Source organism: Methylomonas sp. TEB, assembly GCF_047777895.1.
In the GTDB taxonomy this organism is placed as follows: domain Bacteria; phylum Pseudomonadota; class Gammaproteobacteria; order Methylococcales; family Methylomonadaceae; genus Methylomonas.
On record NZ_CP180476.1, the window covers coordinates 4,471,640 to 4,484,447 of the forward strand.

At 53.3% G+C, this 12,808-nt stretch carries 14 protein-coding genes; 10 read left to right on the plus strand and 4 right to left on the minus strand.

The genetic code is table 11. From position 1 onward, the window contains the following. Nucleotides 1–39: 39 nt before the first annotated feature. Complete coding sequence (locus ACMXD4_RS20210; protein WP_415879198.1) at nucleotides 40–1,176, minus strand: transglycosylase SLT domain-containing protein; 1,137 nt, start codon at nucleotides 1,174–1,176, stop codon at nucleotides 40–42. 94 nt (nucleotides 1,177–1,270) lie between these two features. Here ACMXD4_RS20210 and ACMXD4_RS20215 point away from each other — a divergent pair, with 94 nt between their 5' ends. Continuing rightward, nucleotides 1,271–2,269 carry a hydrolase gene (locus tag ACMXD4_RS20215; protein WP_171697437.1) on the plus strand — a complete coding sequence of 333 codons (999 nt, stop codon included), beginning with the start codon at nucleotides 1,271–1,273 and terminating at the stop codon, nucleotides 2,267–2,269. A 38-nt stretch (nucleotides 2,270–2,307) separates the two neighbouring features. Here ACMXD4_RS20215 and ACMXD4_RS20220 read toward each other — a convergent pair whose 3' ends face one another. The 3 genes from ACMXD4_RS20220 to ACMXD4_RS20230 all read right to left on the minus strand — a co-directional run bounded on the left by ACMXD4_RS20220 (nucleotide 2,308) and on the right by ACMXD4_RS20230 (nucleotide 3,553). Beyond that, entirely contained in the window at nucleotides 2,308–2,727 is a 420-nt protein-coding gene (locus ACMXD4_RS20220; RefSeq protein WP_171697436.1) for a DUF1801 domain-containing protein, read from the minus strand. Between the two features lie 179 nt (nucleotides 2,728–2,906). Further along, entirely contained in the window at nucleotides 2,907–3,143 is a 237-nt protein-coding gene (locus ACMXD4_RS20225; RefSeq protein WP_171697435.1) for a toxin-antitoxin system HicB family antitoxin, read from the minus strand. Next, nucleotides 3,140–3,553, minus strand: coding sequence for a putative toxin-antitoxin system toxin component, PIN family (locus tag ACMXD4_RS20230; protein WP_171697434.1), 414 nt, complete (start codon nucleotides 3,551–3,553; stop codon nucleotides 3,140–3,142). Before ACMXD4_RS20230 ends, ACMXD4_RS20225 begins: the two co-directional genes overlap by 4 nt. An 86-nt stretch (nucleotides 3,554–3,639) precedes the next feature. Here ACMXD4_RS20230 and ACMXD4_RS20235 point away from each other — a divergent pair, with 86 nt between their 5' ends. The 9 genes from ACMXD4_RS20235 to ACMXD4_RS20275 all read left to right on the plus strand — a co-directional run bounded on the left by ACMXD4_RS20235 (nucleotide 3,640) and on the right by ACMXD4_RS20275 (nucleotide 12,807). Next, nucleotides 3,640–4,086, plus strand: coding sequence for a low molecular weight phosphatase family protein (locus ACMXD4_RS20235; protein ID WP_415879199.1), 447 nt, complete (start codon nucleotides 3,640–3,642; stop codon nucleotides 4,084–4,086). Between the two features lie 119 nt (nucleotides 4,087–4,205). Beyond that, entirely contained in the window at nucleotides 4,206–5,210 is a 1,005-nt protein-coding gene (gene moaA, locus ACMXD4_RS20240; protein ID WP_415879200.1) for a GTP 3',8-cyclase MoaA, read from the plus strand. A gap of 15 nt (nucleotides 5,211–5,225) precedes the next feature. Then, on the plus strand, nucleotides 5,226–5,585 hold the full coding sequence (locus tag ACMXD4_RS20245) for a YajD family HNH nuclease (protein WP_033157754.1): 360 nt from the start codon (nucleotides 5,226–5,228) through the stop codon (nucleotides 5,583–5,585). Next, nucleotides 5,585–6,163: a DNA-3-methyladenine glycosylase I gene (locus ACMXD4_RS20250; protein WP_033157753.1), complete on the plus strand. Its 579-nt coding sequence runs from the start codon at nucleotides 5,585–5,587 to the stop codon at nucleotides 6,161–6,163. The genes ACMXD4_RS20245 and ACMXD4_RS20250 overlap by 1 nt, the downstream gene beginning before the upstream one ends. After that, nucleotides 6,160–6,639, plus strand: a complete 480-nt coding sequence (locus ACMXD4_RS20255) for a HugZ family protein (RefSeq protein ID WP_033157752.1) — start codon at nucleotides 6,160–6,162, stop codon at nucleotides 6,637–6,639. Before ACMXD4_RS20250 ends, ACMXD4_RS20255 begins: the two co-directional genes overlap by 4 nt. 51 nt (nucleotides 6,640–6,690) lie before the next feature. After that, on the plus strand, nucleotides 6,691–9,993 hold the full coding sequence (locus ACMXD4_RS20260) for an EAL domain-containing protein (protein WP_415879201.1): 3,303 nt from the start codon (nucleotides 6,691–6,693) through the stop codon (nucleotides 9,991–9,993). 347 nt (nucleotides 9,994–10,340) lie between these two features. Beyond that, a complete protein-coding gene (locus tag ACMXD4_RS20265) occupies nucleotides 10,341–11,306 on the plus strand; it encodes an ABC transporter substrate-binding protein (protein ID WP_415879202.1) in 966 nt (321 codons plus the stop codon). Next, nucleotides 11,306–12,067 carry an ABC transporter permease gene (locus ACMXD4_RS20270; protein ID WP_415879203.1) on the plus strand — a complete coding sequence of 254 codons (762 nt, stop codon included), beginning with the start codon at nucleotides 11,306–11,308 and terminating at the stop codon, nucleotides 12,065–12,067. The genes ACMXD4_RS20265 and ACMXD4_RS20270 overlap by 1 nt, the downstream gene beginning before the upstream one ends. Then, nucleotides 12,064–12,807 carry an ABC transporter ATP-binding protein gene (locus tag ACMXD4_RS20275; RefSeq protein WP_415880850.1) on the plus strand — a complete coding sequence of 248 codons (744 nt, stop codon included), beginning with the start codon at nucleotides 12,064–12,066 and terminating at the stop codon, nucleotides 12,805–12,807. Before ACMXD4_RS20270 ends, ACMXD4_RS20275 begins: the two co-directional genes overlap by 4 nt. Nucleotide 12,808 lies beyond the last annotated feature (1 nt).

The window sequence follows — 12,808 nt, forward strand, 5'->3', positions numbered from 1 at the left end:
TAAGGGCTACCCAGTAGGGACCAAAACCAGGCAGCGAATCTACAACCCCGGTATCCCCATCTGCTGAATCCGCATGGCGTTATCGCCTTCTTCATAGGCCAGCAGCTTGCCGTCCTTCTGATATAGCTTGAAAGCCAAGGCATAAGACAATACCCGGATCGGGTAGTCACGCGGCAGGGTTTGCAGGTAGGGTTGCATGGTCACAAAATCGGTAGCGCCGTATTGCTGCATGATAAAACGCAAGCCGCCGTTGCGCGGCCCGATGTTGTAAGCCAGCAGGCCTAAAAACAAATCGCCGTTCATTTCTTGCAGATAATGTTTAAAGGTAGCGGCGGCGACAAAGGCGTTATGCCTGGGATCGTTGACTTGCAACTCCTCCACATCCAGCTCGTCGGCGGCCTCGCGGGTAATGGCTTTGGGCACGGCGGTAATCTGAAACAAGCCTTTGCCGCCATCAAAACTGTCGCGTGGCATAAACGAGGACTCAGTCGCGGCGATGCCTTGCAGCAAATTGACATCGACATCAAAAGCCTTGGCCGCATCCTCGATTGCCGGATTGAAGGCATCGGCGCGCATCATCATTTTTTGCAACCCGCCTATGCCGTGGCGCCGATAAGCCGCGTAGACTTGATGCGCCAGGGTGACTTTTTCAGCCTCCTGCTTGCCGCCGACCAAGGTGCGAAAATGCGTAAAAACTTGGGTGTAGCCACCGTGCATCACAAACCAACCGATCGAAGCGGCCAGCACCACGGCCAAGGCGGCGGGTAAATAATCCAATCGGCCATGCAGCCAGCCGCGCAAGCGCGACCAAGCCAGCAACAGCGCCGCCGCCGCCAACATCAAGATCACCACGCCAATTGCGAACGGCAGCAAACTGGTAAAAAAACCGGGGCCGGATAGCCAACTGGCCGAGTAACCGAGTACAAACATCGTCGCCAATACTGCGGCGATCATCAGCGCCAAGCCTTCCACAACCATCAACCACCACTTTGGTTTGCGCAGAGATTTGGCTTTGCGGCGCGGTTTACCCGGCTTACGCCCCGCACCTGCTTTTGCCCGGCTAGGCGGGACCGCTTTAGCCAGCGATTTGGCAATAGGAATGGGCCGACTCATCAAGAACAGGGAAACTGGGTTGGAAATAATTTGGAAAATCTCCGACGGATAAGAGCTATACATCCGCCGCAAAGGCGCGCTGGCGTTTGGCGGTACAAAAGGTATATTCCTCTTTCAAACCATCGCCCAACCACTACTATAAAGCAGGTCCACAACCATGCACAACGCCTTCCGCCCGGCCTGGTGGCTGAATAGCCCGCATTTGCAGACGATCTACCCGGCGTTATTGCGGAGTATCTCGCCACCGGCCGGCATCCGCCGCGAACGGTTGGACACGCCTGACGGCGACTTTCTGGACATCGATTGGGTGGATAACGGCGACCGACCGCTGGTGATTCTGTTGCATGGTCTGGCCGGCAGCAGCCGTTCCGGTTATATCCAGGGCTTGCAACACAGTTTGCTGGCAGCCGGCTTTGCCAGCGTGGCGCTGAATTTTCGCGGGTGCAGCGGGGAAATGAACCGGCTGGCGCGCTGCTATCACTCCGGCGAAACCGAGGATATCGAGTTTTTTTACCAAACCTTACGCCAGCGTTTTCTGGACCGGGCTATGGCGGCGATAGGTTTTTCCCTGGGCGGCAACGTGTTATTAAAATGGCTGGGTGAACAAGGCGATAAGATTGGGTTATCGGCGGCAGTGGCGGTATCCGTGCCGTTGTTGTTAAACGAATGCGCCGACAAGCTTGATCGTGGTTTCTCAAAACTCTATCGCGACTATCTGCTGCGCGAGCTGAAACAGTACATGCGCGTCAAGCTCAAGCATTTGCAAGGCATCGGCCAGCACGAACAAGCCGAACGGATCGCAGAATTAGGCGATCTATCCGGCATCAAATCCTTCTGGCAATACGACGACAAGGTCGTGGCCGGCCTGCACGGTTTTAAAGACGCCCATGATTACTACCGGCGCAGCAGTTCCAGGCAATTTTTAAAGCATATCCGCGTCCCAACTTTGATTTTGCAAGCTAACGACGATCCGTTCATGACCGAACGAGTATTGCCGACCGCCGCGGAATTATCCGACCAGGTGCAACTGGAAGTGTGCGCCGGCGGCGGGCATGTGGGATTTGTGAGTGGAGGATGGTTCAGGCCGGCGTATTGGCTGGAGGCGCGGATTGGTGGATTTCTAAGGCAACACCTACCTTCGCTAACGGCAAGTTGAAATACTCTTGGCGAAGAAACCTGAAGCCAGCTCCGCACCTAAGGTTGCTTTCGTCGCTTGTTCCGATGATAGGTCAAAGCCATAGCGATACAAATTGACAGGCTATCCATGTCGACGTCTTCGGTTTCTTGAAAGACAATCGCCCGATTGCCTTCGTATTTAAACTGGTGCGGAAAAAGCGTCCGAAAGGTTTCAACCAAATTCGTCGTACAGATGAAATACATGGCGTATTGGCTAGGTTTCTCTTTCTTCCATGCCATTCTGATCGTACTGCCACATCCGGTTTCGGCGGTTATGTAAGCAGGCTCGCCCCACTTTAAAGTTTCCTCAAGTTGTCCGACACCCTCGCTAGCCGCCACAGCAAAGATCGCTTCGCGAAGCACCAGCATTTTCCAGCGAATTTCCGGAGGATACTCGTCGAAGACTGCCTTGACGGTCGTATTTAGAAATTGCTTCATAAAGGGTAAAGACTCTCGGAATTGTTGGGTTAAATCAGCGCTAGACGAATGCCGTCAACTTAAGCTAAGTATAAAAGCTTAGTCATTCAGCAGATTTAAGTCATCGATCCAATCAATCAGCCCCAGCTCGTAGTATTTTCTACAGAAACAGCTCTATCTGCCCATGCTGCCCGCCAACGCTAAAACTCATCCCCCACCAACGGCTCACGTTTAGGCACCTTGGTCAAAACGGCCTGGAAAGCGGCTTTGTCGGCTCGTTCGGCTCGGGCCTGCAGGTAGTCTTCGGTGGCGATGGCCGAGACTTTTTCGGCAACGGCGCTGGCTATGAATTGATTGATCGATACACCTTCTTTACTCGCCAGTTCCTTGATGTGGCGGTGTATGGAATCGGGCAATCTCAGACTTAGTGCACTCATGGTAGACGCTCCAGCAAGGTTTTTGGTGTAATGGCTTCGACACCGAATTTTTCGATACGGGCAAAATCTTTTAAATTATGGGTAACAATGGTGTTTACTCGGGCAGCAACGGCCAACTCCAAAACTAAATCATCTTTCGGGTCCGGCAAATAGGGTCGCCATAAAAAGTACACCTTTTGATGACGGCTAAACGCGCACAAGTTATCGAGTACTATGTCTACTTCAGCATCGGTCAGTTGCAGCATGGAACGGTTGCGTTTCAAAACGTCCTCATACTCGAACAAAAGCGGTGTCGATATGGCTGTTTCCAACTGCCCACCGGCTAAAAGCTCCAGCAATTTAAAGGATGCGCCGTTAGCGGAATATAAGCCGGCGAACAGAACATTGGTATCCAGTACAATCTCAAACATACCACATACGGTATCACCATTATAATGACTCAAACAAATTCTTTACTGCCTGCTCTCATGCAAACAGCCTCGCCAAAAGGAGTTTTATGACAAACACTCACTCCCAAGTCCTATTCCTCTGCACCGGCAACTACTACCGCAGCCGGTTTGCCGAGTATTTATTCAATCATCATGCGCCAGGTTATGCCCTGCCGTGGCGGGCGTTTTCGCGCGGCTTGGCCATCGAGTTGCTTAAGGACGATGCCGGGCCGATTTCGCCGCACACTCGGCATGGCTTGGCCTTGCGGGAGATCCCCATTGAGCCCGTCCGCGCACCGATTGCGCTGACCGAGCACGACTTGGCCACCGCCCGCCACATCATTGCCTTGAAGCAAACCGAGCATCAACCCTTGCTGCATAGCCGCTTCCCGCACTGGGTGGATCGCGTGGAATACTGGCAGGTAGACGATATAGAAGACGTCCATCCGAGCGAGGCCTTGCCGCAGATAGAAGCGGCGGTATTGGCTTTGCTGCGGCGCTTGGGCAAGCAATAGTCAGGCAAAAAACCGTCAGAGGAACTTACCCGCTCAACGCCGATCTTTTAGCAAGCGGTAATAACACAGCGCGGTGCTGTGTTACTATTTTCTTCCTTTATTTTTTCTGTTCGAATGTAATGGCGCCTAGCAAACCGTTGCAACTGATAGACCGCTTTGGCAGAGTGGTCAACTACCTGCGGGTATCAATCACCGACCGCTGTGATTTTCGCTGCGTTTACTGTATGGCCGAGGACATGACGTTTCTGCCGCGCAGCCATATTCTCAGCCTGGAGGAAATCCGCTTTATCTGCGAAACCTTCGTCGAACTAGGTGTCGGCAAAATCAGGATTACCGGCGGCGAACCGCTAGTGCGTAAAGGTGCGTTAGGCTTAATGCAAGACTTGGGGCGCGTACCGGGTTTGAATGAACTGGTATTGACCAGCAACGGCTCGCATCTGGCCGAAATGGCCGATGACTTGAAAGCAGCCTGCGTGAAACGCATCAACATCAGCCTGGACACCCTGGACCCGGTCAAATTCAGGGAGCTAACCCGAACCGGCGATTTGCAGCAAGTGCTGAAAGGCATAGAAAAAGCCCGAACCGCCGGCTTTCAGCGCATCAAACTCAACGCGGTGATACTGAAAAACCGCAACCACCAGGAAGTCTGCGATCTGGTGCAATTTGCCGTCGAGCATGGCATCGACATCAGTTTTATCGAAGAAATGCCGCTGGGCGCGGTGGACAACCATCATCGCGGCGCCGCGTTTTATCCCAGCGATTTGATCCGACAGGATTTGCAACAACGCTTTACCCTGGAAGCCGTGACCGACTCGACCGGCGGACCTTCGGCTTATTACCGGATAGCCGACAGTAAAAGCAAAGTGGGTTTTATCTCGCCGCACAGCGCCAATTTCTGCGGCAGTTGCAACAGGGTGCGCCTGACCGCCGAGGGCCGTTTATTGCTCTGCTTGGGCAACGAACATTCGGTGGATCTGAAGCAGGTTGTGAGAGACCACCCAGGCGACAAAGCGATGTTGAAACAAGCCATCGTCGAGGCCATGCAAATCAAACCGGAAAAACACGAATTCAATATTCACGAACAGCCGGTTATTTTGCGGCACATGAACGCCACCGGCGGCTGACAAACGGAGGACCTCATGTCGGATAACAAAGCCTATCACATCGTCGCCGAAGCCCGGCGCTACAAGGAAGAGCGGGAAAAAGGCTACCGCGAGCAAGCCTTAAAACTCTATCCCTGGATTTGCGGACGCTGCTCAAGGGAATTCGATCATAAAAACCTGCGCGAATTGACGGTCCACCACATCAATCACGATCACGACCACAATCCGCCCGACGGCAGCAATTGGGAGTTGCTGTGCCTGTATTGCCACGACAACGAACATCAACGTTTTGAAGAGCACGTGCGTTACGGCGGCAAAGCCACCTCGGAAGGCAAAGCGCCTGCCGCTACCTTCAATCCCTTCGCCGATTTGAAAAACCTGATGAAAAAAGACTGATGCCAGGCAAATGCGTGTGGGCGCTGAATAGTACCAACGAAGAACATTATCACGATCACGAATGGGGCGTACCGCTGCACGACGAGCAAAAGCTGTTCGAGTTTCTGGTGCTGGAAGGCGCACAAGCCGGCCTCAGTTGGCGAACCATTCTCGATAAACGCGAGGCTTATCGCGCCGCTTTCGATCATTTTGATCCGCTCAAGGTCGCCGCTTATGATCACAAAAAACTGGCGTCATTGCTGCAAAATCCCGGCATCGTCAAGAACCGCCTGAAAATTGAATCCGCGGTAAGCAACGCCCAGGCTTTTTTACGGGTACAACAGGAATTCGGCGGTTTTGATCAGTACATTTGGCGCTTTGTGGATGGCAAAACCCGGCAAAATAGTTGGCTGAGCCATAGTCAAATACCGGCCTATTCCCCGGAATCGGCCAGCATGTGCAAAGACCTGCAAAAACGCGGCTTTAAATTCGTCGGCAAAACCATCTGCTATGCTTATATGCAGGCGGTGGGCATGGTCAACGATCACACCGTCGATTGCTTCCGCCACGCGCAACTGACTGCTATCACGACACCATGAGTTCCGAACCGCTAGCCGCCGATTACCGGACTTTAATTGCTAACAGCCAAAGCCTGATAATCGCCAGCAGTTCCGAGCTCGGGACAGCCGAAGTCAGCTATGCGCCGTTTCTGGATTACCAAAATACTTATTACATCTACGTCAGCCAATTGGCCCGGCATACCGGCAATATGCTGCGCCAACGTCAAGCATCCATCATGTTTATCGAACCCGAGGCCGAAGCGGTCAACCCGTTTGCCAGACGCCGGCTGGTAATCGAATGTGAGGTTGGTGAAATCGACAAAACCCACGCAGCATATACCCAGTTGTTAGATAAGCTGCAACAGCGGTTCGGCGAAACAGTCGCGGTTTTACGCTCCCTAGCGGATTTTCATTTACTGGCACTGACGCCTTTGCGCGGCCAATATGTCGCCGGCTTTGGCAAAGCATTTAGCATGGATGTCGAGAATGGCGTTCTGTTGCCCGCAACTCACTAAAGCGATTGCTTCGCCCCGCCTCGGCGAGAACCAAAGTCCGCCTGTTTAATCATGCCGACAGCTTTTAGATTTTTTCTGCTGAACAGCGCCTTGGCCCTGGCCTATTTTATCGGCGGCTATCTCGGGCATATGCTGGCGATGCAGCCCAGCCATGCCAGCCCAATATGGCCGTCAGCGGGTATCGCTCTGGCCGCGCTGCTTGGTTATGGCCCCAAATTATTGCCGGGTCTGATCATCGGCAGCTTGGGTACGCAAATTTACGCTTTTGGCGATCTGGCCACCCCGGAAGATTGGTTTACACCGATTTGGGTTGGCGCCGCCGCCAGCGTCGGCGCCATCGCCCAGCCCTTACTCGGAGCGTCCCTGATCAACCGCTGGATTGGCAGACACAATCCGTTGATGGAAGATCGGCATGTCGTCTGGTTTTTCTTGCTGGCAATTGCCAGTTGCTTAATATCGGCTAGCGTCGGCACCAGTTTTCTGTACATTTTCGACACCATCGATGCGGAAGAAATCGGCCTGAACTGGTGTACCTGGTGGATAGGCGATGCCATAGGTACGGTGATCTTCGCGCCCTTGCTACTGTTGTTTATCGGTACCCCGCGGCATATCTGGCGGCAACGGCAAAAATTCGTGGCCTATCCGTTATCGATTTCGCTATTGTTGGTGGTCATCGCCTTCGTCTACAGCCGCAATCTGGAAAATCAACGCCTCAATGGGCTATTCGACAACCAGATTAATCTGACCCATACCAACCTCCAGGAACATTTCAGCGACGATATTCTGAATAATCAGTTATTGAAAGCCTTATTCGACAGCTCGGAATCGGTCAATCCCAACGAGTTCAGGCTATTTGCCCATACCATTTTCAGCAAACATCCCGAGCCGGAGGCACTGGAATGGATACCCAGAGTCAATGCCGAAGACCGTAGCGCATTCGAACAACAGACAGAAACCACCATTCACGAGCACAACCGCAATCAGCAATTGATACCGGCTGGTAAGCGGAATGTTTATTTACCCATTGCTTACGCCTTCGGCAACCAGCAAAACATTGGTTTCGACGTTGCCAGCAACCCAAAACTATTAGCGGCAATCCAAAAAGCGATTAATTCCGGCGAAACGGTGGTGACGGACGGCATGGTCTGCGACGACAAACAGCCCTGCTTCGCCATCTACTCCCCGATTTATCTCAAAGGAAAATCGCTAAACACCAGCGCCCAGCGTCAACAGTTTTTTGTCGGATTGGTCTCGAATGTTTTTAAATTAAGCAACGAGATTCAGGAACTGTCCGGACGCTTACAAAGCACACGTTTGTCGGTAGCGATCTATGATCAAGACCAGCTGTTATACCGCAGCACTCCCGAAGGCATTGAATCGAAAACGCATTATTTCCTTCCAAGCAAGCGGCAATCGCTGGCGGTCGCCGACCGGAATTGGACGCTTGAATATAAACCGCTGCCGGAGTTTTATACGCAACAAAATCCCTGGACGGTTTGGTGGCTGTTGTCCGGAAGCTTTTTGCTCTGCGGCCTGACCAGCTTCGGTTTAATGCTGATGAGCGGACGCACCGCCCGCATTGAAGATTTAGTGGCCCTAAAAACCCGCGATTTGCTGCGTAGCAACCAAGCGCTGAATACCGAGATCGAACGCCGTAAACAGCAGGAAAACGAACTCCGCATTGCCGCAACCACATTCCAGTCGCACGAGGCCATTATCGTCACCGATGCCAATGGGGCAATTTTGCGCGTCAACAATGCTTTTAACAAAATCACCGGTTATAGCGCGGAAGAAGTGATTGGCCGGCAACCGGATTTTCTGTCGTCGACCCATCAAGCTCCCGGATTTATTCAAACTTTGACCCAAGCCTTGGCCAAGGATAACCAATGGCAGGGCGAAATTTTTAATCGGCGCAAAAACGGCGACGTGTTTCCGGAATGGCTAACCGTTACCTGCGTCCGGGACGAGCACGACCAACTACTGAATTATGTGGCGATTTTTTCTGACATCAGCGAGCAAAAAGCCGCCGAGCGGGAAATCCATGAACTGGCATTTTACGACCCGCTGACCGGCTTGCCGAACCGACGTTTGCTGCTGGACCGCCTGAAACAGGAGATCGCTGCCGCCAAACGCCAAAGTTATTACGGTTCGCTGTTTTTTCTGGATTTGGATCACTTCAAAACCCTTAACGATTCGCGCGGCCATCAAGTTGGCGACGAATTGCTGATCCAGGTTGCCCAACGCCTCAAATCCATTATCCGCGACGAAGACACCGCTTGCCGGCTGGGTGGCGACGAATTTATCGTGATGGTGCCTGGCCGCTACTCGCAACTGTCGCAAGCGACCAGTCACGCGGCGATGCTGGCGGAAAAAATCCTGCACACCATCAATCAACCTTTCACGGTTCAGGGCAGCGAACATCACTTTTCCACCAGCATAGGCGTGACCCTGTTTCCCGAGGTGGCCGAACAGCCTGAAGCGGTCATCCAACAGGCGGATACCGCGATGTACCGGGCCAAGGAAAGCGGCCGTAACGGCATCAGTTTTTACCGTCCGTCGATGCAGGAAACCGCCGACCGCCGTTTAACCTTGGAAAAAGAGATTCGTCAGGCGCTGAAACAGCGGCAGTTTTTACTGCACTATCAGGCGCAGGTCGATCACCTCGGCAAAGTAATCAGCGCCGAAGCGCTAATCCGCTGGCAGCATCCGGAAAAGGGCATGATCTCCCCGGTGGAATTTATCCCCATTGCCGAAGATACCCAGCTGATTTTGCCGATAGGCGAATGGGTGATGCGCGAGGCCTGCCGGCAAATCAAGGTGTGGGACGCGCAGAACCTGCCTATTCATCATGTGGCGGTCAACGTCAGTTCCCGGCAATTCCGCCAGGCCGATTTTGTAGACCAAGTAAAACGCATTTTGATCGACGCCGAACTGCCGGCTGAGCGTCTGGTCATCGAACTGACCGAAGGCTGCGTCATCAGCGACATAGACGACACCGTGGAAAAAATGCGCGATTTGCAAACCCTGGGCGTAAAAACCTCCATCGACGATTTCGGTATCGGCTATTCCTCACTGTCTTATTTAAAAAAATTGCCCATCAGCCAATTAAAGATCGATCAAAGTTTCGTCCGCGACATCGCCAGCGATCCCAACGACGCGGTAATTGTGGAGACAATTATCAATATGGCTAAAAACTTAGGTTTACACGTGATTGCCGAGGGCGTGGAAAACCAGGAACAAATGATCTTCTTACGTGATAAAGGCTGCCTATCCTACCAAGGCTATTACACCGGCCGGCCGGTGGCCGCCGCCAGATTTGAGCGAGAAGACAGATTACTTCCCACTGCATCCTAGGCCGTTAAGCCACGGGAAATGTCTACGCCACAGCTTTTAATATTCCCGAATCGGTAAGCCCAGCGCTATCCGCATGCCTTGCCGAAAGGCCGATTTTGCGGCTGTAGTGCAACTTGCTAATCAGCTGTTTTAACCTAGGCCCTGAATGCCTCCCAGCCCCGCCATGCCGGAACCCCTGATTACTCGTGTGGTCTAGTGGCCTCGGGCTTTTGGGAATATCGGTCAAACGGTTTGCCCTTAAACCTTGGACAACACATTCCGCTCCAAACAAATCCGACAAACCTTCTCGTATTGGGGGCGGCTGCGTTAAAATCGTTGCGTTAACCATCCGACTAGGGACTTTGCAGATGAATATAAAAACTTGCCTGTTTGCCATTGCCGCTTTATTGCCGCAATTTGCCAACGCCGATGAAAAACCCACTATCCGCATAGGCGCTATGGCCGCCGGCACCTTAAACTGGGAGCTGGCGGCGATGCGCAACCAAGGTCTACTGGACAATGCAAAATTCAACGTGGAAAACATCGCGGTTGCCAATCAGCAAGCCGGTAAGGTTGCGCTGCAAGCTGGCTCAGTCGATGTGATCGTCTCCGACTGGATCTGGACGTCCAGCATGCGCAGCACCGGCACCAATTTAAGTTTTTACCCGTTTTCCGATACCTCCGGCGTCCTCCTGGTACCGGCCGATAGCCCGATCAAGTCACTGGCCGATTTAAAAGGTAAAAAACTGGGCATAGCCGGCGGTGAGCTGGATAAGAACTGGCTGCTGTTACAAGCGTTGGGACAGCAACAGCAAGTGGACCTGAATACCGGCGTGGAAAAAATCTACGGCGCGCCGCCATTACTGAGCCAGCAACTACTCGAAAAGCGCGTCGATGCCTTGCTGACCTTCTGGCAATTTGCCGCGCATCTCGAAGCGCAAGGCTACCGGGCGCTGTTGAGCGGCGAGGAGATCATCCGCCAACTCGGCATCAACGAAACAGTGCCCAGCATCGGCTATGTGTTCAAGCAGGACTGGGCCGATCAACATAAAGCAGCGTTCAAACAATTCTTGAGTCTCGGCAAGCAAGCTCACGACACCCTGTGCAGTTCCGATGCGGAATGGCAGAAAATTTTGCCGCTCACCGACGCGACCAGTCCGAAAGAACAGCAAAAACTCCGGGAGCGTTACTGCCAAGGCCGCGTTGAACAATGGGGCGCCACTCAGCAAAGCGCCGCCGCAAAAATCTACGCCATGCTGCATCAACTCAGCAATAACAAGCTGACCGGCCAATCGGCGCAAATACCAGCGGGGACGTTCTGGTCGGCTGACTAATGTTGACGGGCGCTTTTAAACTTAACCAGTCTGCCGTCACACTGCTATCGCTGTTAGCGCTGCTAGGCATCTGGCAGCTGGCGGCTGGCTGGGTCCACAGTCCAACATTACCCTATCCGCTCCAGGTCGCCCAGGTATTTTGGCAAGCAACTCAATCCGGCGAACTACCCTACCATTTAGGGGTTACGCTGCTGCGGCTGCTGGTCAGCTTCTCGATTGCGATGGTATTGGGCTGCGCGATAGGGGTGACGCTGGGTAACAACAAACCCCTGGATGCGTTCTTCGATCACTGGTTGGTAATCTTCCTGAACATTCCGGCGCTGGTCACCATCATCCTTTGCTACGTCTGGTTCGGATTGGCCGAATCGGCGGCGATTCTGGCCGTGGTGATCAATAAACTGCCGAATGTGATTGTCACCATCCGTGAAGGCACGCGGGCACTGGACAAGGATTTATTGGAAATGGCTGCAAGCTACCGTTTCGACCGCAGAAAAACCTTGGCGCATGTGATCTGGCCGCAATTGCATCCGTTCGTGATGGCGGCCACGCGCTCCGGTCTGGCGCTGATCTGGAAAATCATTTTGGTCGTGGAGTTGCTCGGCCGCAGCAACGGCATGGGCTATCAGTTGCATCTGTTTTTTCAATTGTTCGATGTCGCCAGCCTGCTGGCTTATACCTTTGCCTTCGTTGCAGTCATCCAACTGATCGAATGGCTGTTGCTGCGACCGCTGGACCGCAAGGCTTTACGGTGGCGGCGATGAACGATATTACCATCAGCATCCAGGATAAAACTTATCGCTCTGGGCATGCCGAAGACCGCCAACACCAAGCGATTGCCGATTTACAACTCGGCGTAGGCCGTAACGAATTCGTCTGCCTGCTCGGCCCATCCGGCTGCGGTAAAACCACGCTGTTGAACATGATCGCCGGACTGGATCGCCACTACCAGGGCCAAATTCAAATAGGTCGCCAAGCTACAACCGCCAGAATTGGTTATGTGTTTCAGAACCCCAGATTACTGCCCTGGTATACCGTCCGGCAGAATATCGAAGTGGTATTCGAGCAAACGCCGCCCGCCGCCTTGATCGATTCGTTATTGGCAGACATGCAACTGAGCGACGTGCAGCAGGTTTATCCAGAGCGCTTGTCGCTGGGCATGCAGCGGCGAGTCGCCATCATCCGCGCCTTCGCCATCAACCCGGACATTCTGCTGATGGACGAGCCCTTCGTCTCGCTGGATGCGCCCAGTGCGCGGCAGGTAAGGAATCTGTTGTATTCGTTGTGGCAACAACGGCCGCATACGGTACTGTTCGTCAGCCACGACCTGCGCGAGGCGATTGCGCTGGCAGACCGCCTGATTTTTCTATCGCCGCCGCCGATGCGGATCATCAGCGATATTCCGGTCAACATTCCCCGCGAACGGCGTAACAACGAAGCGCAAATCGAAGCGTTTCGCGAGCATTTGCTGAACCGGCATCCGGCTATCAACGGACTTTTGTAAG